Here is a 26,742-nt window from a genome sequence, read left to right on the forward strand (position 1 = left end):
CGGTGTCCTATCCTGGATCGTGCGCCCCATGAGGAGGTCTTCGATGACGCAGCAGACGCGCGAGAAGCAGGCAGCTCGACCGCAGACGGAGGCCGCGAGGGCAGGCGCCCCGCAGATGGAGGCCGCGGGACCGGACGCCCTGGAGCCCGCAGCGACCCGGGACACCGGGGCCGGCTGCCCACCGGCGGCCACCCCCGCCCTGGCCCAGGGCTGGTGTGCGCTCTCGGCTCTGCACAGCCGCATCGAGACGCACATCGAGCGCGCCCTGCAGGCGCAGCACGATCTCAGCGTCCGTGAGTTCTCGGTTCTCAACGTGCTCAGCGAGCAGCACGACGGGCCGGGCGGCCACCTGCGGATGAACCAGGTCGCGGACTCGGTCGTGCTCAGCCAGAGCGCCACCACCCGCCTCGTGACCCGCCTGGAGGACCGTGGCCTGCTGTCCCGTTACCTGTGCCCTGACGACCGCCGTGGCATCTACACGAACGTCACGGCTGAGGGGCTGGCCCTTCTGGTGGAGGCCCGGCCGACGCATGACGGGGCCCTTTACGAGGCCCTGAAGGAGGCGGCACAGCGGCCTGAGCTGGCGCCCCTGGTCACAGCGGTCCAGACACTCGCCCCGCCGCAGGCCTGAGCAGCGGCCCGGTCGGCGCGGCGGCCGGGCCGGCGCGGCGCTCAGGTCGGGCCGGCGGAGCCGCCGAGGCATAAGGTCGCGCCCATGAGCGACATCGAGATACGCCGCGCCAGCGAGGCCGACCTCCCCGCCATCGTCGCAATGCTTGCCGACGACCCGTTGGGCGCCACCCGTGAATCGCCGGACGATTTGAGTCCGTACGTCGCGGCCTACACAGCGCTGGCCGCCGACCCGAACCAGCACCTGATCGTCGCGTCGCGCGAAGGACGGACGATCGGGACGCTGCAGCTCACGGTCATCCCCGGACTGTCCCGGCGCGGCGCCACCCGCTCGATCATCGAGGGCGTACGTGTCCACCGCGAAGAACGCAGCAGCGGCCTCGGGACCCAGCTCATCGAGTGGGCGATCGCCGAATCGCGCACGCTGGGCTGCCGGATGGTGCAGCTGACCTCCGACGCCACCCGCGTCGATGCCCACCGCTTCTACGAGCGCCTCGGGTTCGAGGCCTCCCACCTGGGGTTCAAGCTGATGCTGTGACCATGGGACGGCGTCACGCCCGCCGAGTGCGGCCCCGTGCCCGGTGTGCCCGCTGCCGGCAGGCCCCACCGCAGTAGCGCGCGGGCCGGCCGGTGCGCGCGGCTTCGATCACCGTCCCGCACTCCGCACAATAGGTTTCGTTACAATTTCCGGGCGAACCAGGCAGTTTCGTTACGGTGTCATGAGTGCGCAACGCATCACACATCAGCACCGTCATCCGGCCCGGCGCCCCGCCGTCCACATCCGATCCGGACCGGGCCTGCTCCATCGAGAGACAACCCACCAGCAGCGCCTTGAGGTCGGCCAGTCCGACGTCCAGCCGTACTGCGCCGGCGAGTTGGGCTCTCGTGAGAAGGGATTCCAGCGCCTCGTCGAAGTCCCGCCCGACCTCCGGGGAGGTCGCGAAGTGTCCCGTTCCGGCCGCCTCCAGGGCATCACACAACGCCTTGTTCCGTGACACGAGGCGCACCACCGAGGACAGGTAGCGGAAGAAGACCTCGCCGGGGTCGTCGACATCCGCCAAGTCCCTTGCGGTGTCGGTGAAGAGCTCGATCCGCTCCACGACCGCTGCCCTGAACAGGTCTTCCTTGGAAGGAAAATGGCGGTAGACGGTGCCCGCGCCGACCCCGGCCCGGCGGGCGATCTCCCCGAGCGGCACCCCCAACCCCTGTTCCTCGAAGGCAGATCGGGCCGCCTGGAGCACCAGCGCCCTGTTGCGCCGCGCATCAGCACGCGCTGGCGCCTGACCGTGCCGGGCCTCACCCTCCGCCCTCACCGGACCTCCTGAAGACCCTGTCCAACCGGTTCGCGCACCCCGGACTTCCAACCGGGTCGCTCATTCCGATTCTATGAGAGCGCCTGGACGTGATCATCAAGGGACTCACGGCGAGGCAACGGAGAGGGAGACGCGGTCGAGCCCACGAGCCGGGGCCAGTGCCTAAGTGAGAGCCACCAAACATGCCGGAGGGAACCTCCAGCGCGTCGGGAATCTTCAGCATTCAGCCTGCGGCCGAAGCACCTGGCGCGCCACCGGAGGGCACCCATCGGGCCGGTCTCCACGTCCGCGCGCTGCAGCCAGCAGCGCCCAACTCCGGCACTTGACAGGGAACTTGGGGAACAAAAAAGGGCCCTTGAGGAGCACTTCGGCGACCTCGGGCCCGAGCAAATGATGAGCTGGTTTCACGTGAAACGGCGGTACATGGCGCATCGCCGTGGGGTCGTGTTTCACGTGAAACACGACCCCACCTCCGGCCTCCCTCAGCCGGCGGACACCTCGTCCCATGCCGCGCCCGCCGCAACGGCTGCACCCTCGGCATCCACCGAGACGCCGAGCGCACGAAGTCCTCCGGCCAGCGCCACCAGCGAGGCCCTGACCACGGCGAGGTCGGCGGCACGACCGTAGTGGTTCACCCGGATCATCTCCTTGGCCAGCGTGCCCGCCGCGGCCTGCACGGGTACCGCTCCATCCACCGCGAGTGCGGCGGCCACGATCTCCCGTGCGTCGACTCCCTCGGGCGCGCGCAGGGTTGTCGCTGCCGGCGCCGCGTCTTCGTCACGCACGACGTACGGAGTCAGCTCCCCCAGTGCCCGTACGCCGGCCCTGGTGGCCGCTGCCGCTGCCCGGTGCCGAATGATGACCGCGTCCAGCCCCTCCGCCTCGATCCGGTCCGCCGCCTGCTCCAGAGCGAGCATCTCCAGCTGGGCCGGCGCGTGCGGCAGAGCCGTACGACCACCGTCGAGCCAGCGTTCCTTCCAGTCCAGCAGCGACAGGTACGAACGCCGCGGGGCCTGCTCATTGGCGGCGATCCGCTCCCACGCCCGGGCGCTGACCGAGGCCACGGACACTCCGGCGGGCCCGGCCAGCGCCTTCTGTCCGCCGATGACGCACAGGTCCACACCCCACTCATCGGTCAACAGGGGCTCGGCACCGACCGAAGCGACCGCGTCCAGCATCAGCAGCGCCCCGTGTTCCCGCACCACGGCGCCGATCTCGGCGACGGGGTTGGTGTTGCCGGTGGCCGCCTCAGCGTGCACCAGGCTCACAAAGTCGATCTCGGGGCGCTCCCGCAGGGCCTCGGCCACCTGGCGCGGGTCGACCGCCCCGGTGAACGGTGCGGAGAGGGTGACCACCTCGGCTCCGCAGGAACGCAGCCAGCCGCCGAAGGTTTCGCCATAGGGGCCCGTAATGATGTTGAGGGCGGTGCTGCCGGGCCGTACCGCGGACCGGATGCAGGCCTCCAGCGGCAGCAGCGCCTCGCCCTGCATCGTCACGACGTCGCAGCTGGTGCGCATCAGCGCGGCGACCTTGTCCTCGATGCGCGCGAAGTGAGCCGCGGTGAGGGGCGGCAGGTCGAGCAGGTCGGGGGCGGCGGTGTTCGCGGTCGGATCAGACACGGCAGTCATGGGGCCTTCCAGCGGTAGCGAGCCGCCTCGGCGCGGCTCCTGACATCAGATTCGACTGTACGTCCGGAGTCCGCGCCATCGCGTGACGGGCTTCAGACCCGCCAACCCTCCGGGTCCACTCCGCCGGGCACCGGTCCCGACGGCTCGTAGGGGCCACGGGTGAAGACGAAGGTGCCGAGGTCGAGATGGCTGACCGCGCCCTGCTCGTCCCGCACCGCCTTCAGCGTCTCGCCCGCGTAGTAGCCGTCCAGGCCGGTCCAGGTGCCGTCGTCCTCGGCCCGGAACCGCGAGGCTCGTCCCGACCCGGACAGCGGGGCGAGTTCCAGCTCGCGGTCGGCCCGCAGCCGCAGCGCATGCGGGTTCGCGCCCCAGTACCAGGGTCCTGTCAGCGCCAACAGCTCCGGATCCAGCGGTCCGGACAGCGGGCGCCACGGCTCGGGGATACGGGGCTCGTATGTGGTCACGATCCCGGCGAGCTCGGCAGCGATGGTGGGGACCACAGGACCCGAGGTGCAGTTCGCCAGCACGATCGCCGCCACGTCCTCCTCCGGGTCGGTCCACAGTGCCGCCAGGAACCCGGGCATCGAGCCGGTGTGGCCGGCCAGCCGGCGCCCTTCCCTGCGTACGAGCTGGATCCCCAGCCCGAACCCGGCGTCCCAGCCGTTCTCCTCCGGCGGCACCGCGGGCGTGCGCATCTCGGCCACGGTCGACGCGCTCAGCACCCGGTCGTCTCCACGGAGCAGGAAGGCCGCCCAGCGGCACAGGTCATCCGCTGTCGACCACAACTGCCCGGCCGGAGCCATCAGTCCGGTGTCGTGGGCAGGTTCCGGCAGCAGCGCATCCGCCCACGGATGCACCGCCCAGCCGTTCGCGTGGGGTGCCTGGGGGCCCAGCGTCGTACGGACCATGCCCAGGGGCTGGAGGACCTCGCCCCGCAGCACCTCGTACCAGGGCGTGCCACCCCGAAGCCGTTCGACCACTGCGCCGAGCAGGGCGTATCCCGGGTTGGAGTAGTGGTGCCGGCGTCCCGCCGCGAGTCGCTGCGGGCAGTCATCGAACAGATCGGCCGGCTCGGGGCGCAGCTCACCCGTGGTCCGCTCCCACCACGGGCCACGCGGCTCGGCCGTCAACCCTGAGGAGTGGGAGAGGAGTTGGGCGATCGTCGCCTCCGGCACCGGGGTGTCCTTGAGGTGCTTGCTCACGGGATCATCCAGACAGAGCAGTCCTTCGTCGCGCAGCCTCATCGCGAGGACGGCGACCAGCGTTTTGGTGAGCGAGCCGATCCGGTACTGCACGTCGCCGTGCGGCGCCTCGCCCTCGACCGAGCCCCGGCTCTCCCGCCAGACCGGCCGTCCCTCGCGCACCACCGCGCCCACCATCGAAGGCGCCCGCCCCTCGGCCTGCCCGACGGCCAGTCGGCGCAGCAGCGCCCGCCGCGTCTGGGGCAACAGCTCCGTGGACGCTTCAGAGGTCTCGGCCCCCACCGGCCGGGGGCCGTCCGCCACGGGCTCATCCGACTCCGCGGACTGGGTGATGGTCATGGCGCGCTCCTCAACGACGGGTCCGACTCGGCCGGCCCCCATCCTCACCTCTCACCGCAGCGCCGTCGCCCCGATCACCGCACCCAGTTCGGTCTGCTCGTCCGCCGGCAGCCAACGCGCCGCATGCACCATGTGCAGCGCGGACCGGAGCCGTACGCGGTCAGCTTCCGTTCCGAGGAAGCCGAGATAGGCCGGGAGCGTCAGCCCCAACGCCTTGAGATCGGCCCGCGCACACCAACGCGCCACCAGCTCCCGGAGGCGTCCGTCAACCTCGGCATCAAGGGGCTGGGGCCGCGCGGCACTGGGCAGCGTGGGGGCACCGGACACGTCGGCAGACACCGCGTCGACCGTCGCCCGCAGCCCCTCCGCGATCGCAAAACGGTTCCAGTCGCCGTACTGGCCGTGGTGGCCGTAGTGATCACGTTGGTCGCGCCGGTCGTGCCGGCCTCCGGGCGCGTCGCACACCCGCTCCGCTGCGCGCAGGAAGTAGTGGTGAGCGAGGGCGCGGCGGCCAAGCCGACGGTAGGCGTGTGCCATGTTCAGATACAGCGACGGATAAAATTCCCGAACACGCTCATCCGCGACGCGATCGGCGCGGTCAAGGCATTCCTGGTTCCACCGCAGCGTCTCCTCCGCCGACGTTTGGTGCCGCGCGAGGTAGTGCGCGGCGATGCACGCCTCGTAGTCGTCCGCAGCGATGCCCCAAGCCTGCTGGAAGAGTTCGCGCGCGGCTTCCGCCCGCCCCTCCGCCTCGGCCTGCATCCCTTCCCCGCACAACCGCACCACGGGCAGTTCTGGATCCATCCTCCCGCTCCCCTCCTCCGTCATCGCCGGCCCCCGGCACCGCGTACAGGCATCACCAGCGTCGTGAAACTTCCCTGGTCGGCGGAGCGGACCACGACCGGCCGGTCCGCCGAGGCGATCTCCATCAGCACATCCGGCCCCACTCCGGCCTCCAGCGCAGGCACAAGAACCGCCGCGTCGAAGGCGATGGGGAGTGGGCTTCCCGTGAGCACGGCCCTCAGCCGGACGGGCTGCCTGGCCCCGCCCGTCACCTCCAGCGTCTGAACGGACTCTGGATCGGCTGCCGCCGTTTCACGTGAAACATCGAGCAATCCATCGCATGTTTCACGTGAAACGGCCCGCTGTCTCTCCTCGGCCTCTACCCGCCCGCCGCCCTCGCGCTCGCCCCTGGGAGGGACCGACAACGACACCGCCCCCGACCGCCCCGCCACGGCATCCCGCAGCACCACCCGGTCCACGATCAGTCGATGCCTCTCCGCTCTCAGACCCTGCAGCACCAGCCGGTAGTCCGGGAACCTCGCCAGATTTTTCGCCTGGGGCCTTTCATCGGACCCCCCGCACGCGATGTCGACGGGCTCCGGCACCTCGCGCCAGTCCGCTCCGTTCGCTCCGCTCCGCAGGCGTACGCCCGCCGTCTCCCCGCCACATTCCACGTCCACCGACACCTGCCGCACGGCCCACTCCGCCAGGCTCCGTGCAGCGTCCGCCCCGATGAGGACCTGCCGTGGTCCCCCCGCGAACTCCTCCGGCCGCAGCACCCGTACCGCCAGCCGATAGCGATCGGTGGCGACCAACCGCACCTCACCGTCGGCGAGTTCAAGCGCCACACAGCTCAGTACGGGAAATTCTTGAGCGGCCCCGCCCCGCGCGGCCGCCGGTGCCACCTGCCGTACGGCGCTGGCGAGCTCGGCACCGCCCACCCGCGCCCACGCCCAGCCGTTGCCGTACGTCGCCTCGCCGGGCGCCTCGGCCAGAAACCCCGCCACGACCGCATGCGCCTCATCGGCGGTCCGCCGCAGCCGTTCCAGATGCTCACGGAGTACGTCCCGTGCCGCGTCCTGCGGGCCGTCCAGGACGACCGCGACATCGACCAACGACAGCCCCGCCTCCCGCAGGCGGCGCAGCCGCACGGCCCGCGCCGCCTGGCCCGCGGCATAACGCCGATAGCCCGTCGCGCCGTCCACGTGGGCCGGCCGCAGCACCCCGCAGTCGTCGTAGAACCGCAGGGCGCTCGGCGCCAGGCCCACCTGCCGCGCGAACGCGCCGATGCTCAACAGCTCGCCGGTGTCGTCCATGCACGCGATTCTGGAGCTTCAACCAACCTGAAGGTCAAAGCACGGGATCGATGCCGTGGCTCGTGGCAGCGACCGGGCCAACTCCGCTCCCTTCAGCGCTTCTGGGGCTGCCTCATGCCGGCAAGGCGGCGGTCGCCAGCCGGGCCAGCGCAACCGCCTCACCGCTGCCCTCCTCGGCGCTGAACACATGCACCACCAGGCCGGTCTCACCCGGTGCGGCCGGCACATGGAGCGTCTCGTAGTCCAGGGTGAGCAGGCCGGCCACCGGGTGCCGCAGTCGCTTGCGTCCGGCACCGCACATCACGACCTCGCCGCTGTCCCAGATCCGCCGGAACTCGGCACTGTGCGTCGACAGTTCGGCGATGAGCGCGGCCAGTTCCGTGTCCTCGGGATAACGGCCTGCGGCTACCCGCAACTGGCCCACGGCCTCCGCTGCCCTGTCCTGCCACTCGGGATGGAGTTCCTGGGAGGCGGGGTCGCGGAAGAGGTACCGGGCGTTGTTCCGGTCGCGGCGTGCCGGGTCGGCCAGGCCACCGATCAGCTCGGCACCCAGGTCGTTCCACGCCACCACGTCGAGACGGTGGTTCGTCGCGAAGGCCGGAAGGCCGCTCATGGCGTCCAGCATTCGCTGCAGCACGGGGCTGACCCGGACCGTGGGCGCGGGGCCCCGCCGGGCATCGGCCAGCGTGGCGAGGTGCCTGCGTTCCGCCGCGTCGAGGCCGAGCGCGTCGGCGAGAGCGTCGAGCACCTCGGGGGACGGCTGGGTGTTGCGGCCCTGTTCGAGGCGGACGTAATAGTCCACGCTGATCCCGGCGAGCTGGGCCAACTCCTCACGGCGCAGCCCCCGCACCCGGCGTCGCCGTCCGCCGGCGAGCCCGACGTCCTGCGGCACCACCCGTCCCCGGCGGGCCCGCAGAAAGCTGCCGAGCGCCCGCCGGGAGTCGCCGACCCCGCTCATCGCCCCAGCCTCGGCCCCCTTCTCGGTCCGGTCGCCGGTCCCCTGTCCCCTGCCGCCGGTCTGCTCGTTGTGGTCCGCACCGTCCATGCGGTCAAGTATGGGTGGCCCTCGCATTACCAGGATCGCCGTTCCGGCGGTTGAAGCGGGTTCTGGTTACCCAGCCGCGTACGGGAGAACGTGGCCGCATGACCGAAGCCACGCCGCAGCAGTCGCAGAAGATCCTCGTCGTCAGCGCCCATCCGGAACCCCACTCGCTCACCGCCGTTCTGACCGCGTTCGCGGTCGAGCACCTGCGTGCGGCGGGGCATGAGGTGCGGGTGTCCGACCTCTACGCCATGAAGTGGAAGGCGACGGTGGACGCCGATGACTTCCCCGACCACGCCGCGGACCGGCGGTTGCAGGTGATGGCCGCCTCCGAGCGGGCCACGCTGGCGGGGCGGCTGGCGCCCGACATCGCGGCGGAGCAGGAGAAGGTGCGCTGGGCGGACGCGGTGATCCTGCAGTTCCCGCTGTGGTGGTTCTCGGTGCCCGCGATCCTCAAGGGCTGGATAGACCGGGTGTTCACCAGCGGATTCGGGTACGGCCCGGCAGTTCCGCCGCCCTACAGCGAAGGTGCCCTGGCGGGACGCCGGGCTCTTGTGTCGGTGACGGTCGGCGCCCGGGAGTCCGCGTTCTCCGACCGGGGCATCCACGGGCGGCTGACGGACGTCCTCCACCCGGTCCAGCACGGTCTGTTCTGGTTCACCGGCATGACACCGCTCGAACCCTTCGCGATATACGGCACGAACGACCTGCCGGAGGGCCAACTTACGGCAGCCAAGCGGGAGTTCGGGCGACGTCTCGACGGGCTCTTCACCGACGAACCGGTCCCGTTCCGGTCGCTCGACGGCGGTGACTACGGGCGGGACATGCGACTGCTGCCGGGCGTGGAGGCACCGGGAACGAGCGGACTCGACCTCCACCTCCGCGCGGCCGCGGACATCCGCCCGGACGCCGACATCCGCCCGGACGCCTCCACCCGCCCTCGGGGCTGACCCGGGCGTCGATCGCCAGGCGGAGGTCCGTCGTCAGGTCTGCGCCATGTCCACGAAGCGCGAGTAGTGGCCCTGGAAGGCCACCGTGATCGTGGCCGTCGGACCGTTACGGTGCTTGGCCACGATCAGGTCCGCCTCGCCCGCGCGCGGGGACTCCTTTTCGTAGGCGTCCTCGCGGTGCAGCAGGATGACCATGTCGGCGTCCTGCTCGATCGAGCCGGATTCGCGGAGGTCCGAGACCATCGGCTTCTTGTCCGTGCGCTGCTCGGGGCCACGGTTCAGCTGGGAGAGCGCGATCACCGGGAGCTCCAGCTCCTTGGCCAGCAGCTTGAGGTTACGGGACATGTCCGAAACCTCCTGCTGGCGGCTCTCGGCGCGCTTGGAGCCGCCGGACTGCATCAGCTGGAGATAGTCGATGACCACGAGCTTGAGATCGTTGCGCTGCTTGAGCCGGCGGCATTTGGCGCGGATCTCCATCATCGACAGGTTGGGCGAGTCGTCGATGTAGAGCGGCGCCGCGGAGACGTCCGGCATCCGGCGGGCCAGCCGCGTCCAGTCGTCGTCCGTCATGCTGCCGGAGCGCATGTGGTGCAGCGCCACCCGGGCCTCGGCGGACAGCAGGCGCATCGCGATCTCGTTGCGCCCCATTTCCAGCGAGAAGATCACGCTGGGGAGATTGCTCTTGATGGAGGCGGCGCGGGCGAAGTCCAGCGCGAGGGTGGACTTACCCATGGCGGGACGCGCGGCGATCACGATCATCTGGCCCGGGTGCAGGCCGTTCGTGAGGGAGTCGAGGTCGGTGAAGCCGGTCGGCACGCCGGTCATCTGTCCCTGGCGGGAGCCGATCGCCTCGATCTCGTCGAGGGCGCCTTCCATGATGTCGCCGAGCGGGAGGTAGTCCTCGCTGGTGCGCTGCTCGGTGACGGCGTAGATCTCCGCCTGGGCGCTGTTGACGATCTCGTCGACGTCGCCGTCCGCGGCGTATCCCATCTGGGTGATGCGGGTGCCGGCCTCGACCAGGCGGCGCAGCACGGCGCGCTCGTGGACGATCTCGGCGTAGTACTCGGCGTTCGCGGCCGTCGGGACGGACTGGACGAGGGTGTGCAGGTAGGAGGCACCGCCGACCCGGCCGATCTCACCGCGCTTGGTGAGCTCGGCGGCGATGGTGATGGGGTCGGCCGGCTCGCCCTTGGCGTAGAGGTCGAGGATCGCCTGGAAGACCAGCTCATGGGCGGGGCGGTAGAAGTCCTCGCCCTTGAGGACCTCGACGACGTCCGCGATGGCGTCCTTGGACAGCAGCATGCCGCCGAGCACGGACTGCTCGGCGTCCAGGTCCTGCGGGGGGACCCGCTCGAAGCCGCCGGGCCAGGAACCGCCGTCGTCCTCGCGGTCCGTCCGGTCCCCGCGGCCGCGGCCCTTGCCGTCGGGCCGCCGGGACCGTGCGGCCGGCAGCAGGTCGCTGGGGCCGGAGCCCGCCCAAGGGTCTTCCATGGGCTCGGGAATGCTCACCCCGGCACCTCCTCCCGTCCGCGGCGCGGACCTTGCTGTGCGCTTCCTTCTTACGGCACAGCTCTGACAATCGAGACGCCCGACTCCGGTTACGGCGCGTCGAGTTCGGACGTGGTCTCAGGCCGGAACGGGCGGCGGGCGCCGGACCACGGTAGGCCCGTGGGCACCGTCCGCCAATCTGGTTATCCACAGGCCGTGTGGATGACTGGCCCCCAGCTGTGGAGAACTCCCCGGATCCTGTGCACGGGGCGGGGGAAACTTCTGTGGACAAGCACACAATCACCCCGTCCCCACCGCCCTGACCTGCGGTTTCCTCATCCATAGGCTGTGGGGGAGAAAAACTTCCACCACCTGTTCAAGATCGCGGCAAATGGCACGGAGAAGACGGCACCGGACCACGCTAAGTAAGGAGCGCAATGGGTTTGCATCTCTTACCTGTGGAAGATTAGATTGAGTGCATGACACAGGCTCCCGCGACCCCGCGGCGCATCGCCCGCCGCCACGACCGCGAGATCATCGCCCTGGCCGTGCCTGCCTTCGGCTCCCTGGTCGCGGAACCCCTCTTCGTCATGGTCGACAGCGCCGTCATCGGCCACCTCGGCACCTCCCAGCTGGCCGGCCTCGGCATCGCCGCCGGGCTGCTCACCACCGCCGTCTCCGTCTTCGTCTTCCTCGCCTACGCCACCACCGCCGCGGTCGCCCGACGGGTCGGCGCCGGCGACCTGCCCGCCGCCATCCGCCAGGGCATGGACGGCATCTGGCTGGCCCTGCTGCTCGGCGCGGCGGTCATCGCCGCCGTGCTGCCCACCGCCCCCTGGCTGGTGGAGGCCTTCGGCGCCTCCGGCACCGCCGCGCCGTACGCCACGACCTACCTGCGCATCAGCGCGCTCGGCATCCCCGCGATGCTCATGGTGCTGGCCGCCACCGGCCTGCTCCGCGGACTCCAGGACACCCGGACCCCTCTCTACGTCGCCATCGGCGGCTTCTCCGCCAACGCCGCCCTCAACGTCGGACTGGTCTACGGCGCTGGCCTCGGCATTGCCGGCTCCGCCTGGGGCACCGTCATCGCCCAGTGCGGCATGGCCGCCGTCTACCTCACCGTCGTCGTCCGCGGCGCGCGCCGGCACGGCGCCTCGCTGCGCCCCGACGCGGCGGGCATCCGCGCCTCCGCCCAGGCCGGCGTCCCGCTGCTGGTCCGTACGCTCTCGCTGCGCGCGGTGCTGATGATCGCCACCGCCATCGCCGCCCGGCTGGGCGACGCCGAGGTCGCCGCCCATCAGATCGTGATCACGCTGTGGAACCTGCTGGCCTTCGCGCTGGACGCGATAGCCATCGCCGGGCAGGCCATCATAGGCCGCTACCTCGGCGCCGGGGACCGGACCGGCGCCCGGGCCGCCTGCCGCCGCATGGTGCAGTGGGGCATCGCCTCCGGCCTGGTCCTCGGGCTCCTGGTCGTGCTCTCCCGACCCCTGTTCATCCCGCTGTTCACCTCCGACCCCGCGGTACGGGACCCGCTGCTGACCACGCTCCTGGTGGTGGCCGTGACCCAGCCGGTCTCCGGTGTCGTGTTCATCCTCGACGGCGTGCTGATGGGCGCGGGGGACGGTCCGTATCTCGCCTGGGCGATGGTCCTGACGCTGGCCCTGTTCGCTCCGGCCGCGCTCGCCGTGCCCGCCTTCGGCGGTGGCCTGGTCACTCTGTGGTGGACCATGGCCCTGATGATGACCGTCCGCATGGTCACGCTCTTGCTGCGCACCCGGTCCGGCCGGTGGATTGTGACCGGAGCCTCTCGCTGAAGCATCTCCCGCAACGCTCCGCGCTTGTCAATAATGACGGGGTGCGCTCGCTTGCCAGGAAGTCCTTGCTGCCCATGACGTTCGTCATCGTCATGGCAGCTGCCGTGGCGGGATACGCCTCGGACGAGTCGGATACGAGCACCAGAGCCAGCGGGCGGAGCAGCTTCGGGAAGTCCGGCGAGTCCGGCCAGGACCCGCAGGACCAGGACCCCGCCGCGACCGCACCGGCCGATGACGGCAATGCCTACACGCCCCGCCGGACCGAGCAGAACGCCCGGGTCGGTGTGGTCTTCGAGAAGAACGACTCCGGCGACCACTTCTGCACCGCGAGCGTGGTGCAGAGCCCGGGCCGGAACATGCTGATCACGGCCGCGCACTGCGCCTTCGACGCCGAGGCCGGAAGCACGGTCGACGACCTCGTCTTCGCCCCCGATTACCGGGACGGTGTCGAGCCCGCCGGCCTGTGGAAGGTCAATAAGGTGATCCTCGACGACCGCTGGGCCAAGTCCCAGGACGAGGACCTCGACGTCGCCTTCCTCATCCTGGACAAGAAGGACGGCAAGAACATCCAGGATGTCCTAGGTGGCAATACCCTCGGCATCGACCGCGGCTTCGACAACGAAGTCAAGATCACTGGCTATCCCACCAGCCGCAACACCCCGATCTCCTGCCAGAACCGCACCACGAAGTACAGCGACACCCAGATGCGCATCCAGTGCACCGACTTCGAGGGCGGTACGAGCGGCAGCCCCTGGCTGGCCGACTACGACCCCAAGAGCCACACCGGCACGGTCATCGGTGTCCTCGGCGGCCACGAAGGCGGCGGCGACCAGGACGACGTCTCGTACGCGGCGTACTTCGACGACGACATCGCCGCGCTCTACCGGCGGGCCCAGGACGACGACTGATCCCGCCGTCGTCGGTCACGGCGACCGAAGACCGGCACGGCGAAGGGCCGCACCCCAGGACGGGGTGCGGCCCTTCGGCTCGGTGCTGCGATTACGCGGCGACGACCTCGACGCCCAGCTTCGCGACGACCTCGGCGTGCAGACGCACGGAGACCTGGTGCGCGCCCAGGGTCTTGATCGGCGAGCCCAGCTCGACGCGGCGCTTGTCGACGTCCGGACCACCGGCAGCCTTGATCGCCGCAGCGACGTCGGCCGGGGTGACGGAACCGAACAGGCGGCCCGCGTCGCCGGCACGCACGGCCAGCTTCACGTTGACGCCCTCGAGCTGGCCCTTGACCTCGTTGGCCTGCTCGATCGTCGCGATCTCGCGGATCTTGCGACCGCGGCGGATCTGCGCGACGTCCTTCTCGCCACCCTTGGTCCAGCGGATCGCGAAACCACGCGGAACCAGGTAGTTACGGGCGTACCCGTCCTTGACGTCAACGACGTCACCGGCGGTGCCGAGGCCGGAGACCTCGTGGGTGAGGATGATCTTCATTTGTCGGTCACCCTTCCCTTATCGCGCGGTGGACGTGTAGGGCAGCAGCGCCATCTCACGGCTGTTCTTCACGGCCGTGGCGACGTCACGCTGGTGCTGCGTGCAGTTGCCGGTCACTCGACGGGCACGGATCTTGCCGCGGTCGGAGATGAACTTCCGCAGCAGGTTCGTGTCCTTGTAGTCGACGTAGGAGATCTTCTCCTTGCAGAACACGCAAACCTTCTTCTTAGGCTTGCGAGCAGGCGGCTTCGCCATTGTCTCTCTCCAGTGAGTTCAAGAAGTTTGTGCTGACGCCCTCAAGGCCGCCGCCCGTTTCACGGCGCTGTTTCACGTGAAACAGCGCAGCGCCGAGCCGATACGGACTTAGAAGGGCGGCTCGTCCGAGTAGCCACCGCCGGAGCCGCCGCCCCAGCCACCGCCGCCGCCACCCTGCTGGCCACCGCCAGAAGGTCCGCCGGTCGCCCACGGGTCGTCGGCGGGAGCGCCGCCACCCTGCTGGCCGCCGCCGGGGCCACCGCCCCAGCCGCCGCCACCCTGCTGGCCACCGCCCTGACCGCCACCGAAGCCGCCGCCCTGGCCACCGCGACCGCTGGTCTTGGTGATCTTGGCCGTGGCGTTCTTGAGGCTCGCGCCCACTTCCTCGACGTCGAGCTCGTAGACCGTGCGCTTCACGCCCTCGCGGTCCTCGTACGACCGCTGCTTGAGGCGGCCCTGGACGACCACGCGGGTACCCCGCGTAAGGGACTCGGCGACGTTCTCGGCCGCCTGGCGCCACACCGAGCAGGTCAGGAACAGGCTCTCGCCGTCCTTCCACTCATTGGTCTGACGGTCGAAGGTGCGGGGAGTGGACGCGACGCGGAACTTCGCGACCGCCGCACCGGACGGGGTGAAGCGCAGCTCGGGGTCGTCGACAAGATTGCCGACGACCGTGATGACGGTCTCGCCTGCCATTAGGGGAACCTCTCGGCGGGTGTGCTGCTGGCTGCTGGTGTTGCTGCTACTCGGACCCGGTTACCGCTGGACGCTGACGCGTTCAGTGGGTCTCGGGACGGAGAACCTTGGTCCGGAGGACCGACTCGTTCAGGTTCATCTGACGGTCGAGCTCCTTGACGACCGCAGGCTCGGCCTGCAGGTCGATGACCGAGTAGATGCCCTCGGGCTTCTTCTTGATCTCGTAGGAGAGACGACGACGGCCCCAGGTGTCGACCTTCTCGACCTTTCCGTTGCCCTCACGGACGACGGAGAGGAAGTTCTCGATCAGCGGGGAGACAGCGCGCTCCTCGAGATCGGGGTCGAGGATGACCATCACCTCGTAGTGACGCATGTGGAACCCACCTCCTTTGGACTCAGCGGCCACGGTCGTTCCGTGGCAGGAGGGTCATATGCGTTCCGCGCCGAGCCGGACCGGTCATCGGACAGACATGGGCGCAGACGGTACACAGTACCTGCCTGAAGTCTTCCGGTTGAAATCCGCCCGGTACACCCCCCAATCTGGAACACAACGGGTGTGAGCGGCGTTACAGTGCGCCGCCCCTGTCATCGGAGGTGCCGCATGGCGCAGGCAGCCAGGATCCAGCGCAGTCTGCTCTCGCTTCTCAACAGCGACGGCAAGGACCATCCCGTAGAGAACACCTTCGCCCTTGTCACCGTGGTGCTCGGCGCGATCGCCGCCCTCACCACTCTCTCTCCCAGTCTGCATCTGGTCAGTTCCTGGGTCGGCCTGGTCGGAATCGGCACCGGCCTGTGGGGTCAGTTCATCTCGTCGACGACGGGTGAGCGCTTCCTGTTGATCATCGGTCTCGGAGCCTCAGGCTTCGGCTTCTTCCTCGGCATGGCACACGGCGGCCTCTTCGGCGGCGTCATCGGATAGCCGCCCGGCCCCGGTGCCACTGCGGCATACGGGGCCCCGGCGCGTATGGCCCAGACGGGGCGCTCCCCGGCCACAGTAGGCTTCGGCGCGAGAGCCGGAGCCCCGAACAAGGGGACACACCTGCCGAGGAGCGCCCCGCATGAGCCTGACCCTGAGGACCATCAGTCGAGAGCAGCATCTGGCATACATCCAGAGCCTGCCCGCGGCGAGCCACATGCAGGTTCCGGCCTGGGCGGATGTGAAGGCCGAATGGCGTTCGGAGAGCCTGGGCTGGTTCGACGCGAGCGGTGAGCTGGTCGGCGCCGGTCTGGTGCTCTACCGCCAGCTGCCCAAGATCAAGCGCTACCTCGCGTACCTGCCCGAGGGACCGGTCATCAACTGGTACGCGCCGAATCTGGAGGACTGGCTGCAGCCCATGCTCAGCCACCTCAAGCAGCAGGGCGCCTTCTCCGTGAAGATGGGCCCGCCGGTGATCATCCGCCGCTGGGACGCCGCCGCGATCAAGTCGGGCATCCAGAACCCGGACGTCAAGCGGCTCCGCGACGTCGAGGCGACGCACATCGAGCCGCGCGCCTTCGAGGTGGCCGACCGGCTGCGGCGCATGGGCTGGCAGCAGGGCGAGGACGGCGGCGCCGGTTTCGGTGACGTCCAGCCCCGCTACGTCTTCCAGGTGCCGCTGGCCGACCGCTCGCTGGAGGAGGTCCACAAGGGCTTCAACCAGCTGTGGCGCCGCAACATCAAGAAGGCCGAGAAGGCCGGCGTCGAGGTCGTCCAGGGTGGCTATGACGACCTGGCCGAATGGCAGCGGCTCTACGAGATCACCGCGGAGCGCGACCGCTTCCGCCCGCGGCCGCTCGGCTACTTCCAGCGCATGTGGACGGCCCTCAACTCCGAGGACCCCAACCGCATGAAGCTGTACTTCGCCCGCCACAACGGCGTGAACCTCTCCGCGGCGACCATGCTCGTCGTCGGCGGGCACGTCTGGTACTCCTACGGCGCCTCGGACAACATCGGCCGCGAGGTCCGGCCCTCCAACGCCATGCAGTGGAAGATGCTGCAGGACTCCTACGCGCTCGGCGCCACGGTCTACGACCTGCGCGGCATCAGCGACTCGCTGGACGAGAACGACCACCTCTTCGGCCTGATCCAGTTCAAGGTCGGCACGGGCGGGCAGGCAGCTGAGTACCTCGGTGAGTGGGACTTCCCGCTCAACAAGCTGCTGCACAAGGCGCTCGACATCTACATGTCGCGCCGCTGACCGCTCCACCGCACCGTCCGTACTCCTGACACACCCCAGCCACGAGAAAGGTTCCGGGCCCGGCCATGGCGCTCACCCTCTACGTCGACACCGCGCGCTGGCGGGCGCATCAGCAGAGCGTTCTCCAGCAGTTCCCCGGGCTGGTCCCGGTCTGCAAAGGCAACGGTTACGGCTTCGGCCATGAGCGGCTCGCCGAGGAGGCCACCCGCCTGGGTTCCGACATCCTCGCGGTCGGGACGACCTACGAAGCGGCTCACATCAAGGACTACTTCAGTGGGGACCTGCTCGTCCTGACGCCGTTCCGGCACGGCGAGGAGCCGGTGCCGCTGCCCGACCGGGCGATCCGCTCGGTCTCCTCGGTCGAGGGCGTGGGCGGTCTGGTCGGCGCCCGGGTCGTGATCGAGGTCATGAGCAGCATGAAGCGGCACGGCGTGAGGCCCGAGGACCTGCCGAAGCTGGCCACGGCCATCGAGGACGTCCGGCTCGAAGGCTTCGCGATCCACCTGCCGCTGGACCGCGCCGACGGGTCCGACGCGGTCGAGGAGGTCATCGGCTGGATGGACCGGCTGCGGGCCGCCCGCCTCCCGCTGCACACCATGTTCGTCAGCCACCTCAAGGCCGATGAACTCGCCCGTCTCCAGCAGCAGTTCCCGCAGACTCGGTTCCGCGCCCGGATCGGGACCCGGCTCTGGCTCGGCGACCACGAGGCCACCGAGTACCGCGGCTCGGTGCTGGACGTCACCCGGGTCGCCAAGGGCGAGCGCTTCGGCTACCGCCAGCAGAAGGCAGCCTCCGACGGCTACCTGGTCGTGGTGGCCGGCGGCACCTCGCACGGCGTCGGGCTGGAGGCGCCCAAGGCGCTGCACGGTGTGATGCCGCGCGCCAAGGGAGTCGCCCGGGCCGGCCTGGCGACCGTCAACCGCAACCTCGCGCCGTATCTCTGGGCCGGCAAGCAGCGGTGGTTCGCCGAGCCGCCGCACATGCAGGTCTCGATCCTGTTCGTGCCGGCCGACGCGCCGCAGCCGCAGGTCGGCGAGGAGCTGGTGGCCCATCTGCGGCACACCACCACGCAGTACGACCGCCTCGTGGACCGCTGAGCCGGACAGCAACCCCACCGGACGGACGACGGGCCCGGTGCCGCAGATGACCTCTGTGGCACCGGGCCCGTCACATGGGGGCCGGCCGGTTCAGTCGCGGGCCACACCCCAGCGCACCGGTGGCACCTTCTCGAAGTGCACCGCATGGCGCGGCGGGTGGTACGCCCGCCCGAGCACGAACACATCGGGGCTGCGGTCCAGGACGCCGCCCGACGGGTCGTCGTCACCGTCCCTGCGGACCACGTCGCGCTCCGGCATCAGGATGTCCCGGACGACCAGGGCGCACAGGTAGAGGGTGCCCAGGAGGTGCAGCGCGATGGCCAGCTGGTAGCCCTCCGGCGGCAGCCCTTGGTGCTTGTCGCCATTACCGGTGTACGCGAGGTACATCCAGATCCCAAGGAAATACATGACCTCGCAGGCCTGCCAGACCAGGAAGTCCCGCCAGCGCGGCCGGGCCAGCACGGCCAGCGGGGTCAGCCAGAGGACGTACTGCGGGGAGTAGACCTTGTTGGTGAGGATGAACAGCGCCACGACGAGGAAGGCGAGCTGGGCGAAGCGCGGCCGGCGCGGCGCGTAGAGCGTCAGCAGGCCGATGGCGCCGCAGCCCAGAATCATCAGCAGCGTGGCGTAGGTGTTGGCGTTCTCCAGCGGGGCACCGGTGCGCTGGGAGATCAGCAGCCAGACGGAACCGAAGTCGATGGGCCGCTGCTGGCTGAAGACGTAGAACTTCGCCCAGCCCTCACGGATGTGGAAGCCCGTCGCATCGTGCGTGATCATCACCGGCAGGTTCACCACCAGCCATGACGCCACCGTGCCCGCCACCGCCTTGCCGTATGCGCGCCAGGCCCCCGCCCGCCAGCACAGCACCAGCAGCGGCCCCAGCAGGAGCACGGGGTACAGCTTCGCCGCGGTCGCCAGACCGATCAGGACACCGGCGGCCAGCGCGCGACTGCGGGACCACATCAGCATCCCGGCGGCCGTCAGGGCGATCGCCAGCAGGTCCCAGTTGATGGTGGCGGTGAGCGCGAAGGCGGGCGCCAGCGCCACCAGCAGCCCGTCCCAGGGCCGCCGCCGGTGGGTACGGGTCACGCACACCGCGATGACGGCGGCACAGATCATCAGCATCCCGGCGTTGACCAGCCAGTAGATCTGCTCGCGGAACTGGAGGTCCCCGCCATGCGGCGTCATCCAGGAGGCAACCTCCATGAAGACACCGGTCAGCACGGGGTATTCCAGATACTCCATGTCGCCGGGCAGCCGGTCGAAGTAGGGGATCAGCCCGTCGGCGAATCCACGGCCGGCGTAGAGGTGGGGGATGTCGGAGTAACAGGCATGGGTGTACTGGCTCGTGGCGCCGAAGAACCAGCCGCCGTTGTAGCAGGGCAGCTTCTGCACCATGCCGAGCGCGAACATCCCGATCGCGACCAGCGCGATGACGCGTACCGGCGTCAGCCAGTTCGTGCCGAGCAGTGCGTGGCGACCGATCGGCCCCCCGATCAGCTCGCTGCCGGCCGCCGCCACCTCGTCCCGCTTCGTCGGCCGCACCGGCTCGTCCTGTCGCACGCTCGTCATGGGCCCATCCTGCCGTACGAGCAGGGGCAGAACATGGCGAAGCCCCCGCCCGGTCGAGCCGGGCAGGGGCTTCGTCAGCACCTCCGTTTCACGTGAAACATCGCGCTGTTTCACGTGAAACGGTCGCGCGGTCAGCCTTGGGGGCCGCCGAAGATGCCGCCGCCTCCGTTGGTATCCGTGGGATCCGGTGTCGGAGTCGTGTCTCCCCCGGTACTACCGCCCGGTCCGCCGGTGCCGCCGCCCTTTCCGCCACCGTTGCCGTTACCGCCGGTGTTCCTGCAGGTCGGGTCGAACGGCGAGCAGGTGTCGGTCGGCGACGGGCTCGGGCTGTCGCTCGGGGGAGCGGACTCGGTGGGCTTTTCCGACGGGGTCGCCGACGGCGTGTCGGACGGCGTGGGCGTCGGCGTCGGGGCCGGCATCCCCGCCTCGTCCGCCTTCTGCCCGATGGGCGTCGCCGGGGGGAAGTCCTCCGGGGTGACACCGTTCATCGCCTGCAGCATGTACTCGGTCCACACCTCGGTGGGCAGCGCGCCACCGTGGATCGAGTCGAAGCCGCCGACACCGTTCATGGACAGCTGACGCGGGTTCTGGGCGTCCTCACGGAACATCGTGATGGCCGTCGAGAGCTGCTTGGTGTAGCCGACGAACCAGGCCGACTTGTTCTCGTCGGTGGTACCGGTCTTGCCAGCGGCCGGCATGTTCAGTCGGCGGGCCGCCTTACCCGTGCCGTTCTGGATGACGTTCTTCAGGACCTTGGTGACGTTGTTGGCGATGTTGGCGTCCATCGCCGTCTCCTGCTTGGGCTTATCGAAGTTCGGCAGGTCACGACCCTGTGACGTCACCTTGGTCACCGAGTACGGCTCCACCTTGGTGCCCGACTCGGCGAACGTCGCATAGGCATCGGCCATGCGGATCGCACTCGGCGTGGAGGTGCCCAGCGCGAACGACGGGTTGAGGTGCTTGTCGAAGCTGGCCTCCGAGATGCCGCAGGCCTGCGCCATGTCCTTGACCTTGTCCATGCCGACGTCCATGCCCAGCTGGACGAAGGGTGTGTTGACGGACTGCTCCATCGCCTTGACCAGCGAGATGTAGCCCCAGGGGTGGTTGCTCTCGTTCTCCTGATAGAAGGGCGAGTTGTCCCTCTTCAGGACAAAATTGCCCTGTGCGTCCTTCACCTTGAGGTGATCGTTACCGTTGTAGAGGCTGTCCGGCGAGAGCCCCTCGGGCCGGGTCTTGGGGACGCCGTACTTCATCGACGCCGCGAGCACGAACGGCTTCCAGGTCGAGCCGACCGGCACACCGAAGGTGTCGGCGTTGTTGCTGAAGTGGCCCTTGTCGTAGCCCTCACCGCCGTACAGGGCGACGATCTTGCCGTCTCCCGGCACCACGGACGCGCCACCGAACTGGACGAACTTGTCCTTCTCCCGCGTCTTCGGGTTGATGTAGCGCTTGTCGACCTTCTTGACCGCGGCCTCCAGCTCCCGGGTCTTCTTCTCGTCGAAGGTCGTCCGGATCGTGTAGCCGCCCTTGTCGAACCGGGCCTCGGGGATGTCCGCGTGCTTCAGGACGTACTTCTTGGCGACGTCCATCAGATAACCGATCTGACCGCTCTTGCTGGCCACAGGCTTCGGCCGAATGGGCTTCGGGAACCGGTCCATCGTGTACTTGTCCCGGTCTGCCTTCTTCATGAGGCCGTTGGCCACCTCACGGTCCAGGATCCACGACCAGCGGGCCTTGACGCGCTTGGTGTTCTCCGCCGCCGTCGCACCCGGCCCGGTACCGCCCGCGGGGTCGTAGAGGTTGGCACCCTTGAGGACGGCCGCGAGGAACGCCCCCTCGTCCGGCGACAGCTTCCTCGCGTCCTTGCCGTAGTACGCCTGCGCCGCCGCCTGGATGCCGTACGCGCCGCGACCGTAGTAGCTGGTGTTGAGGTAACCCTGCAGGATCTTGGGCTTGGTCATCTTCCAGCCGACCTTGATCGCGATGAACAGTTCCTTGAACTTGCGGTCAATGGTCTGCTCCTGGCTCAGCATCGCGTTCTTCACGTACTGCTGCGTAATGGTGGAGCCACCCTGGGTCTCACCACCCTTGGCCATGTTCAGCAAGGCGCGGGCGATACCCATCGGGTCGACACCGGAGTCCGTCCGGAAGGACGCGTTCTCCGCCGAAATCGCGGCATCCTGCATCGATTTCGGGATCTCATCTATCGTCACGTTCTGACGGTTCGTCTCACCGTCACGGGCCATGACCTTGCCGTTGGCCCAGAGATAGACGTTGTTCTGCGACTGCGCCGCTGTGCTCTCATCCGGGACCTGGACCATCGCCAGCGCCACACCTGCCGCGCCGACGGTCAGACCCAGGAAGCCCACACACAGACTGGCAACCTGTTTCCAGGACGGGACGAACCGCCGCCAGCCGATCTTGTTGGCACGCGGATAGTCGATGAACCGCTTCTTGGCAGGCGGGCCGCCGCCGTCCCGACCGCGGCCGCGACCGCCCTCGGGGCCACCGCCGCCACCGCCACGACGGCCTCCGCGACCGCCGCCACCGGAACCCATCGCGGCAGTGTCGGGCGCCCGGCGGCGGCCGCCGCGCTGGGCGGCCCTGCGGGCTTCGGCCCGCCCGCCCGGCCTCGGGTCCTGCCCGGGCGGGCCGGAAGGGGGCGTGGGGCCGGCAGCGGAGCCATGCGAAGGGGCGGCACGACGCCCTGCCCCTGACTGCTGTGCGGCGCGTCGGGCCGCGGCACGTCCGCCACTCTGCGGCTGTGGCGGTTTGCGACGGTGCTCGCTCATGGAACGGATACTCCTCGGGCAGGCGCGCTATCTCGTCGCCTGAAGGCGGCAGTTGTCTTCAGGTCCCCCCGATGCGCGGCCCGCCCCTGAGGCGCGAGCCGCACTACACCGAGGACGGGGACGTCTGATATCGGCCCGCGGTTCCCGGCAGTCTGCATGCCGCACAGACTACGCACGGCCAAAACCTGCCCAGTGTTGAAATTCACTCCAAATCAGTCAGGTTGGATAGCACGAATCAGTGATGTGACGCCGTTCACCGTCCCCCCTCTTGTTCCGCCCCAGGGGCCGTTCTATCGTCTGGATGTATCGAGTCGATACATCAGGACGACATAAAGAACGCACTGGGACGAGGAGGCGGAGGATGAGCAGACGTTCCGGCATCCTTGAGTTCGCCGTCCTCGGCCTGCTTCGTGAATCCCCGATGCACGGCTATGAGCTGCGCAAACGGCTCAATACGTCGCTCGGGGTGTTCCGTGCGTTCAGCTATGGCACCCTCTACCCCTGCCTCAAGGCGCTGGTCGCGAACGGCTGGCTCACCGAAGAGACGGACGGTGGCCCGGAGGGTGTTCCCGCCGCGGCGCTGACCGGGCGGCGGGCCAAGATCGTCTACCGATTGACCGCAGAGGGCAAAGAACACTTCGAAGAACTGCTCGCCCACTCCGGTCCGGATGCGTGGGAGGACGAGCACTTCGGCGTCCGCTTCGCATTTTTCGGCCAGACGTCGCGGGACGTACGGATGCGTGTGCTGGAAGGCCGCCGCAGCCGGCTGGAGGAACGCCTCGAGAAGATGCGGACCTCCTTGGCCCGGTCCCACGAGCGGCTGGACGACTACACCCTCGAACTGCAACGCCACGGCATGGAGTCCGTGGAGCGTGAGGTCCGTTGGCTGAACGGACTCATCGAGAGTGAGCGTGCCGGGCGCGACCAGCGCGCACCGGACCCCGCAGCGCAGAACAAGAAGAACCAGTCAGGAGATACGGGCGGCCTGCCCCGGCACCGGGGTGGATCCCGGCCGGATCCGTCCGATGACACCACCACATGAGGCACTGCGGCGCAGTGCCTCATCGAGAACACAGGGAGCAACCGGAATGGGTTCGGTTCGCGTAGCCATCGTCGGCGTGGGCAACTGCGCCGCCTCGCTGGTACAAGGCGTCGAGTACTACAAGGACGCCGACCCGGACAGCCGCGTGCCCGGCCTCATGCACGTGCAGTTCGGCGACTACCACGTGCGTGACATCGAGTTCGTGGCCGCCTTCGACGTCGACGCCAAGAAGGTCGGCCTCGACCTCGCGGACGCCATCGGCGCGAGCGAGAACAACACCATCAAGATCTGCGACGTGCCGAACGCCGGCGTGCAGGTCCAGCGCGGCCACACCCTCGACGGCCTGGGCAAGTACTACCGCCAGACCATCGAGGAGTCCGCCGAGGCTCCGGTGGACATCGTCCAGGTCCTCAAGGACACCCAGGCGGATGTGCTGGTCTGCTACCTCCCGGTGGGCTCCGAGGACGCCGCGAAGTACTACGCCCAGTGCGCCATCGACGCCAAGGTCGCCTTCGTCAACGCCCTCCCGGTCTTCATCGCCGGCACCAAGGAGTGGGCGGACAAGTTCACCGAGGCCGGTGTCCCGATCGTCGGTGACGACATCAAGTCGCAGGTCGGCGCCACCATCACGCACCGTGTGATGGCCAAGCTCTTCGAGGACCGGGGCGTCATCCTGGACCGCACGATGCAGCTGAACGTCGGCGGCAACATGGACTTCAAGAACATGCTGGAGCGGGAGCGCCTGGAGTCCAAGAAGATCTCCAAGACCCAGGCCGTCACCTCCCAGATCCGCGACCGCGACATGGGCGAGGACAACGTCCACATCGGCCCGTCGGACTACGTGGCCTGGCTGGACGACCGCAAGTGGGCCTACGTCCGCCTCGAAGGCCGCGCCTTCGGCGACGTTCCGCTCAACCTGGAGTACAAGCTCGAGGTCTGGGACTCCCCGAACTCCGCGGGCGTCATCATCGACGCGCTGCGTGCCGCGAAGATCGCCAAGGACCGCGGCATCGGCGGCCCGATCCTCTCCGCCTCCTCGTACTTCATGAAGTCCCCGCCGGTCCAGTACTTCGACGACGAGGCCCGCGAGAACGTCGAGAAGTTCATCAAGGGTGAGGTCGAGCGCTGAGGCGCCGGTCGCAACCGCCGTTCGCAGGCCCCCGGGTATTCCACCCGGGGGCCTGCGGGCTGTGTGAGGCTGTGCCTCATGCATGCTGTGCGCGCCCTCCGCGTATTACTCCGGCTACGCGACTTCCGCTCGCTGCTCGCCGCACGGCTGCTCTCCCAAGCGGCCGACGGCGTGTACCAGGTCGCGCTCGCCACCTACGTCGTCTTCTCACCGGAGAAGCAGGCCTCGCCCGCGGCCATCGCCTCCGCCATGGCCATCCTGCTGCTCCCGTACTCACTCCTCGGGCCGTTCACCGGTGTGCTGCTCGACCGCTGGCGACGCCGTCAGGTCCTGCTGTACGGGAACCTGCTGCGGACGCTGCTCGCCATGGCCACCGCGGCGCTGATCGTGTCGAAGGTCCCCGACTGGCTCTTCTACGCCTCGGCCCTGTCGGTGACGGCGGTGAACCGCTTCGTCCTGGCCGGGCTCTCGGCCGCGCTGCCCCGCGTGGTCGACGGTGAACAGCAACTGGTCATGGCCAACTCGCTCGCCCCCACGGCCGGGACGCTCGCCGCGACGGCCGGCGGCGGGCTCGCCTTCGCGGTCCGGCTGGCCGGCCCCGACGTGGATGCGTTCGTCGTGCTGCTCGCCGCGGCCTTCTACTTCCTTTCGGCGCTCACCGCCCTGCGCATGACGCCGCAGTTGCTGGGCCCCGACCCGGTGCAGCTCCAACCCGGCTTGGGCGAAGCCCTGTTGAGCACTGTGCGCGGCCTTGCGGCGGGGCTGCGCCATCTCGCCCAGCGGCGTGTGCCGGCCCGGGCCCTGGCCGCGATGACCCTGATCCGCTTCTGCTACGGGGCACTGACGGTCATGGTGCTGATGCTGTGCCGGTATTCCTGGTCGGACACCGAATCCGAGGGACTGGCGCTGCTCGGCATCGCCGTCGTGGTGTCGGGGGCGGGATTCTTCACCGCTGCCCTTGTCACTCCCTGGGCGGTGGGACGGCTCACCGCGTTCGGCTGGATCGCCTGCTGTGCCCTCGGCGGCGCGGTGCTGGTGCCGGCGCTGGGCCTCTTCTTCACCCCGGGCCCGATGCTGGCCGCCGCGTTCGTGCTCGGTCTCGGCACCCAGGGCACCAAGATTTCCACCGACACGGTCGTCCAGTCCTCGGTCGACGACGCCTTCCGGGGACGCATCTTCGCCCTGTACGACGTGCTCTTCAACGTCGCCTTCGTCGGCGCCGCCGCGGTCGCGGCCCTCATGCTGCCGCCGGACGGCAGATCGGCCGCACTCATTGGGATGGTGACGGTCCTCTACGCCCTGGTAGCCGCGGCGATGGCCCGCTTTCGGCGCAGTTGACCAGCGCCCTCCCCGGTCCGCAGGGAGCCGTCCCTGCGGTGGTGCGCCGGGACCCGGTACCTTACGGGCGTCCCACAACGAGCCTGTACACAACAAAATCGGGGGAGCTCCATGACCATGCCGCCGCCGGGGCCCAATCCATACGGCCAGGCGCCGTACGGCCAGCAGCCTTACGGCCAGAACCCGTATCCGCAGGCGCCACCGGCTCCCCAAGCACCGTACGGCCAGCCCCAGGGCGGGTACGCCTATCCCCAGCAGCCGCAGGCGCCCTACGGACAGCCCCAGCCCGGGTACCCGGCACAGCCGCAGCAGTCCTACGTCCAGCCCGGCGCTCCCATACCGCCGCCCCGCCCCGGCAAGACCCGTTCCGCCAAGTCGATTCTGCGGGGCATCGGGATCGTCTTCGTCCTGGCCGCCTTCGCGTTCTTCTGGTTCACCAGCCGGGACGACGCCAGCAACGCCGAGGCCGGTGACTGCGTGAAGAAGTCCAGCAGCTCACTCGACGACGGGCTCGCCGTGGTCGACTGCAACAGCGGGGAAGCCCAGTACAAGGTGTCCAAGGTGCACGATGGCACCTCGGACCCGACCGTGTGCTCCGCCGGTGAGGACGCCTACATCAAGACGGTGCACCGCCGTCGACGGGCCGACACGGCCATGGTGCTCTGCCTGACCCCCACGAAGTAGCGCACT

General features: G+C 69.3%; 25 protein-coding genes. 12 read left to right on the forward strand and 13 right to left on the reverse strand.

The genetic code is table 11. The features are described from left to right. Positions 1 to 43 precede the first annotated feature (43 nt). Together IG62_RS0105705 and IG62_RS0105710 are read left to right on the forward strand one after the other, a co-directional pair. The gene (locus tag IG62_RS0105705) at positions 44 to 631 is read left to right on the forward strand and encodes a MarR family transcriptional regulator (protein WP_030798316.1); all 588 of its coding nucleotides are present in this window, start codon (positions 44 to 46) and stop codon (positions 629 to 631) included. A gap of 84 nt (positions 632 to 715) precedes the next feature. Beyond that, positions 716 to 1,168, forward strand: coding sequence for a GNAT family N-acetyltransferase (locus IG62_RS0105710; protein ID WP_030798317.1), 453 nt, complete (start codon positions 716 to 718; stop codon positions 1,166 to 1,168). A gap of 13 nt (positions 1,169 to 1,181) precedes the next feature. Here IG62_RS0105710 and IG62_RS0105715 read toward each other — a convergent pair whose 3' ends face one another. The 6 genes from IG62_RS0105715 to IG62_RS0105740 all read right to left on the reverse strand — a co-directional run bounded on the left by IG62_RS0105715 (position 1,182) and on the right by IG62_RS0105740 (position 8,169). After that, the gene (locus IG62_RS0105715; RefSeq protein WP_199812420.1) at positions 1,182 to 1,943 is read right to left on the reverse strand and encodes a TetR/AcrR family transcriptional regulator; all 762 of its coding nucleotides are present in this window, start codon (positions 1,941 to 1,943) and stop codon (positions 1,182 to 1,184) included. Between the two features lie 482 nt (positions 1,944 to 2,425). Continuing rightward, the gene (locus tag IG62_RS0105720) at positions 2,426 to 3,571 is read right to left on the reverse strand and encodes a pyridoxal-phosphate-dependent aminotransferase family protein (RefSeq protein ID WP_030798321.1); all 1,146 of its coding nucleotides are present in this window, start codon (positions 3,569 to 3,571) and stop codon (positions 2,426 to 2,428) included. 92 nt (positions 3,572 to 3,663) lie between these two features. After that, the gene (locus IG62_RS0105725) at positions 3,664 to 5,112 is read right to left on the reverse strand and encodes a serine hydrolase domain-containing protein (RefSeq protein ID WP_078871837.1); all 1,449 of its coding nucleotides are present in this window, start codon (positions 5,110 to 5,112) and stop codon (positions 3,664 to 3,666) included. 51 nt (positions 5,113 to 5,163) lie between these two features. Continuing rightward, on the reverse strand, positions 5,164 to 5,916 hold the full coding sequence (locus IG62_RS0105730; RefSeq protein WP_030798324.1) for a hypothetical protein: 753 nt from the start codon (positions 5,914 to 5,916) through the stop codon (positions 5,164 to 5,166). A gap of 20 nt (positions 5,917 to 5,936) precedes the next feature. After that, positions 5,937 to 7,211, reverse strand: coding sequence for a MerR family transcriptional regulator (locus IG62_RS0105735; RefSeq protein WP_030798325.1), 1,275 nt, complete (start codon positions 7,209 to 7,211; stop codon positions 5,937 to 5,939). Positions 7,212 to 7,323: 112 nt separating this feature from the next. Then, positions 7,324 to 8,169 carry a helix-turn-helix domain-containing protein gene (locus IG62_RS0105740; RefSeq protein WP_030798327.1) on the reverse strand — a complete coding sequence of 282 codons (846 nt, stop codon included), beginning with the start codon at positions 8,167 to 8,169 and terminating at the stop codon, positions 7,324 to 7,326. A gap of 185 nt (positions 8,170 to 8,354) precedes the next feature. Here IG62_RS0105740 and IG62_RS0105745 point away from each other — a divergent pair, with 185 nt between their 5' ends. Further along, on the forward strand, positions 8,355 to 9,203 hold the full coding sequence (locus tag IG62_RS0105745; RefSeq protein ID WP_063755335.1) for an NAD(P)H-dependent oxidoreductase: 849 nt from the start codon (positions 8,355 to 8,357) through the stop codon (positions 9,201 to 9,203). Between the two features lie 33 nt (positions 9,204 to 9,236). Here IG62_RS0105745 and dnaB read toward each other — a convergent pair whose 3' ends face one another. Further along, positions 9,237 to 10,712 carry a replicative DNA helicase gene (dnaB, locus tag IG62_RS0105750; protein ID WP_234326294.1) on the reverse strand — a complete coding sequence of 492 codons (1,476 nt, stop codon included), beginning with the start codon at positions 10,710 to 10,712 and terminating at the stop codon, positions 9,237 to 9,239. A 458-nt stretch (positions 10,713 to 11,170) separates the two neighbouring features. Here dnaB and IG62_RS0105755 point away from each other — a divergent pair, with 458 nt between their 5' ends. Both IG62_RS0105755 and IG62_RS0105760 read left to right on the forward strand, forming a co-directional pair. Next, positions 11,171 to 12,508 carry an MATE family efflux transporter gene (locus tag IG62_RS0105755; RefSeq protein ID WP_030798333.1) on the forward strand — a complete coding sequence of 446 codons (1,338 nt, stop codon included), beginning with the start codon at positions 11,171 to 11,173 and terminating at the stop codon, positions 12,506 to 12,508. Between the two features lie 74 nt (positions 12,509 to 12,582). Then, positions 12,583 to 13,416 carry a trypsin-like serine peptidase gene (locus IG62_RS0105760; protein ID WP_234326296.1) on the forward strand — a complete coding sequence of 278 codons (834 nt, stop codon included), beginning with the start codon at positions 12,583 to 12,585 and terminating at the stop codon, positions 13,414 to 13,416. Positions 13,417 to 13,507: 91 nt separating this feature from the next. On the opposite strand, the gene rplI is transcribed toward IG62_RS0105760, so the two are convergent. The 4 genes from rplI to rpsF form a co-directional block, all read right to left on the reverse strand. Continuing rightward, entirely contained in the window at positions 13,508 to 13,954 is a 447-nt protein-coding gene (gene rplI / locus IG62_RS0105765) for a 50S ribosomal protein L9 (protein ID WP_030412253.1), read from the reverse strand. Positions 13,955 to 13,972: 18 nt separating this feature from the next. Beyond that, on the reverse strand, positions 13,973 to 14,209 hold the full coding sequence (rpsR, locus tag IG62_RS0105770; RefSeq protein ID WP_003978893.1) for a 30S ribosomal protein S18: 237 nt from the start codon (positions 14,207 to 14,209) through the stop codon (positions 13,973 to 13,975). Positions 14,210 to 14,317: 108 nt separating this feature from the next. After that, complete coding sequence (locus tag IG62_RS0105775) at positions 14,318 to 14,905, reverse strand: single-stranded DNA-binding protein (protein ID WP_030798339.1); 588 nt, start codon at positions 14,903 to 14,905, stop codon at positions 14,318 to 14,320. 82 nt (positions 14,906 to 14,987) lie between these two features. Then, positions 14,988 to 15,278: a 30S ribosomal protein S6 gene (gene rpsF, locus IG62_RS0105780; RefSeq protein ID WP_006604399.1), complete on the reverse strand. Its 291-nt coding sequence runs from the start codon at positions 15,276 to 15,278 to the stop codon at positions 14,988 to 14,990. A 228-nt stretch (positions 15,279 to 15,506) separates the two neighbouring features. Between rpsF and IG62_RS0105785 the strand changes: the two genes are divergently transcribed. The 3 genes from IG62_RS0105785 (at position 15,507) to IG62_RS0105795 (ending at position 18,179) form a co-directional block, all read left to right on the forward strand. Further along, complete coding sequence (locus IG62_RS0105785) at positions 15,507 to 15,824, forward strand: hypothetical protein (protein WP_030798342.1); 318 nt, start codon at positions 15,507 to 15,509, stop codon at positions 15,822 to 15,824. 139 nt (positions 15,825 to 15,963) lie between these two features. After that, positions 15,964 to 17,082, forward strand: a complete 1,119-nt coding sequence (locus IG62_RS0105790; protein WP_030798344.1) for a lipid II:glycine glycyltransferase FemX — start codon at positions 15,964 to 15,966, stop codon at positions 17,080 to 17,082. 65 nt (positions 17,083 to 17,147) lie between these two features. Then, positions 17,148 to 18,179, forward strand: coding sequence for an alanine racemase (locus tag IG62_RS0105795; protein WP_030798345.1), 1,032 nt, complete (start codon positions 17,148 to 17,150; stop codon positions 18,177 to 18,179). Between the two features lie 90 nt (positions 18,180 to 18,269). Here IG62_RS0105795 and IG62_RS0105800 read toward each other — a convergent pair whose 3' ends face one another. Together IG62_RS0105800 and IG62_RS0105805 are read right to left on the reverse strand one after the other, a co-directional pair. Continuing rightward, complete coding sequence (locus tag IG62_RS0105800) at positions 18,270 to 19,751, reverse strand: glycosyltransferase family 87 protein (protein ID WP_030798346.1); 1,482 nt, start codon at positions 19,749 to 19,751, stop codon at positions 18,270 to 18,272. A gap of 131 nt (positions 19,752 to 19,882) precedes the next feature. Then, on the reverse strand, positions 19,883 to 22,543 hold the full coding sequence (locus tag IG62_RS0105805) for a transglycosylase domain-containing protein (RefSeq protein WP_030798348.1): 2,661 nt from the start codon (positions 22,541 to 22,543) through the stop codon (positions 19,883 to 19,885). A 361-nt stretch (positions 22,544 to 22,904) separates the two neighbouring features. On the opposite strand from IG62_RS0105805, the gene IG62_RS0105810 reads away from it, so the two are divergent. The 4 genes from IG62_RS0105810 to IG62_RS47695 all read left to right on the forward strand — a co-directional run bounded on the left by IG62_RS0105810 (position 22,905) and on the right by IG62_RS47695 (position 26,736). Continuing rightward, positions 22,905 to 23,585 carry a PadR family transcriptional regulator gene (locus IG62_RS0105810; RefSeq protein WP_030798350.1) on the forward strand — a complete coding sequence of 227 codons (681 nt, stop codon included), beginning with the start codon at positions 22,905 to 22,907 and terminating at the stop codon, positions 23,583 to 23,585. Positions 23,586 to 23,631: 46 nt separating this feature from the next. Beyond that, positions 23,632 to 24,714 (forward strand): inositol-3-phosphate synthase, encoded by a 1,083-nt coding sequence (locus IG62_RS0105815; RefSeq protein WP_030798353.1) that lies wholly within the window; start codon positions 23,632 to 23,634, stop codon positions 24,712 to 24,714. Positions 24,715 to 24,792: 78 nt separating this feature from the next. Next, on the forward strand, positions 24,793 to 26,052 hold the full coding sequence (locus IG62_RS0105820; RefSeq protein ID WP_030798355.1) for an MFS transporter: 1,260 nt from the start codon (positions 24,793 to 24,795) through the stop codon (positions 26,050 to 26,052). Between the two features lie 111 nt (positions 26,053 to 26,163). Beyond that, positions 26,164 to 26,736 carry an LppU/SCO3897 family protein gene (locus IG62_RS47695; protein WP_199812421.1) on the forward strand — a complete coding sequence of 191 codons (573 nt, stop codon included), beginning with the start codon at positions 26,164 to 26,166 and terminating at the stop codon, positions 26,734 to 26,736. Positions 26,737 to 26,742: the final 6 nt, after the last annotated feature.

The sequence above is a fragment of the Streptomyces sp. NRRL S-337 genome (assembly GCF_000720175.1).
Taxonomy (GTDB): Bacteria; Actinomycetota; Actinomycetes; order Streptomycetales; family Streptomycetaceae; genus Streptomyces; species Streptomyces siderophoricus.

Bases quoted from the DNA above. Each gene is read 5' to 3' on its own strand.
- IG62_RS0105760 (WP_234326296.1), top strand. From the start codon at position 12,583: ATGACGTTCGTCATCGTCATGGCAGCTGCCGTGGCGGGATACGCCTCG.
- IG62_RS0105775 (WP_030798339.1), bottom strand. From the start codon at position 14,905: ATGGCAGGCGAGACCGTCATCACGGTCGTCGGCAATCTTGTCGACGAC.
- IG62_RS0105815 (WP_030798353.1), top strand. From the start codon at position 23,632: ATGGGTTCGGTTCGCGTAGCCATCGTCGGCGTGGGCAACTGCGCCGCC.
- IG62_RS0105810 (WP_030798350.1), top strand. From the start codon at position 22,905: ATGAGCAGACGTTCCGGCATCCTTGAGTTCGCCGTCCTCGGCCTGCTT.
- IG62_RS0105705 (WP_030798316.1), top strand. From the start codon at position 44: ATGACGCAGCAGACGCGCGAGAAGCAGGCAGCTCGACCGCAGACGGAG.
- IG62_RS0105745 (WP_063755335.1), top strand. From the start codon at position 8,355: ATGACCGAAGCCACGCCGCAGCAGTCGCAGAAGATCCTCGTCGTCAGC.
- IG62_RS0105720 (WP_030798321.1), bottom strand. From the start codon at position 3,571: ATGACTGCCGTGTCTGATCCGACCGCGAACACCGCCGCCCCCGACCTG.
- IG62_RS0105755 (WP_030798333.1), top strand. From the start codon at position 11,171: ATGACACAGGCTCCCGCGACCCCGCGGCGCATCGCCCGCCGCCACGAC.
- IG62_RS0105790 (WP_030798344.1), top strand. From the start codon at position 15,964: ATGAGCCTGACCCTGAGGACCATCAGTCGAGAGCAGCATCTGGCATAC.
- IG62_RS0105800 (WP_030798346.1), bottom strand. From the start codon at position 19,751: ATGACGAGCGTGCGACAGGACGAGCCGGTGCGGCCGACGAAGCGGGAC.
- IG62_RS0105730 (WP_030798324.1), bottom strand. From the start codon at position 5,916: ATGGATCCAGAACTGCCCGTGGTGCGGTTGTGCGGGGAAGGGATGCAG.
- IG62_RS0105785 (WP_030798342.1), top strand. From the start codon at position 15,507: ATGGCGCAGGCAGCCAGGATCCAGCGCAGTCTGCTCTCGCTTCTCAAC.
- IG62_RS47695 (WP_199812421.1), top strand. From the start codon at position 26,164: ATGACCATGCCGCCGCCGGGGCCCAATCCATACGGCCAGGCGCCGTAC.
- IG62_RS0105710 (WP_030798317.1), top strand. From the start codon at position 716: ATGAGCGACATCGAGATACGCCGCGCCAGCGAGGCCGACCTCCCCGCC.
- rpsR (WP_003978893.1), bottom strand. From the start codon at position 14,209: ATGGCGAAGCCGCCTGCTCGCAAGCCTAAGAAGAAGGTTTGCGTGTTC.
- rplI (WP_030412253.1), bottom strand. From the start codon at position 13,954: ATGAAGATCATCCTCACCCACGAGGTCTCCGGCCTCGGCACCGCCGGT.
- IG62_RS0105805 (WP_030798348.1), bottom strand. From the start codon at position 22,543: ATGAGCGAGCACCGTCGCAAACCGCCACAGCCGCAGAGTGGCGGACGT.
- IG62_RS0105820 (WP_030798355.1), top strand. From the start codon at position 24,793: ATGCATGCTGTGCGCGCCCTCCGCGTATTACTCCGGCTACGCGACTTC.
- IG62_RS0105735 (WP_030798325.1), bottom strand. From the start codon at position 7,211: ATGGACGACACCGGCGAGCTGTTGAGCATCGGCGCGTTCGCGCGGCAG.
- rpsF (WP_006604399.1), bottom strand. From the start codon at position 15,278: ATGCGTCACTACGAGGTGATGGTCATCCTCGACCCCGATCTCGAGGAG.
- IG62_RS0105725 (WP_078871837.1), bottom strand. From the start codon at position 5,112: ATGACCATCACCCAGTCCGCGGAGTCGGATGAGCCCGTGGCGGACGGC.
- IG62_RS0105740 (WP_030798327.1), bottom strand. From the start codon at position 8,169: ATGAGCGGGGTCGGCGACTCCCGGCGGGCGCTCGGCAGCTTTCTGCGG.
- IG62_RS0105795 (WP_030798345.1), top strand. From the start codon at position 17,148: ATGGCGCTCACCCTCTACGTCGACACCGCGCGCTGGCGGGCGCATCAG.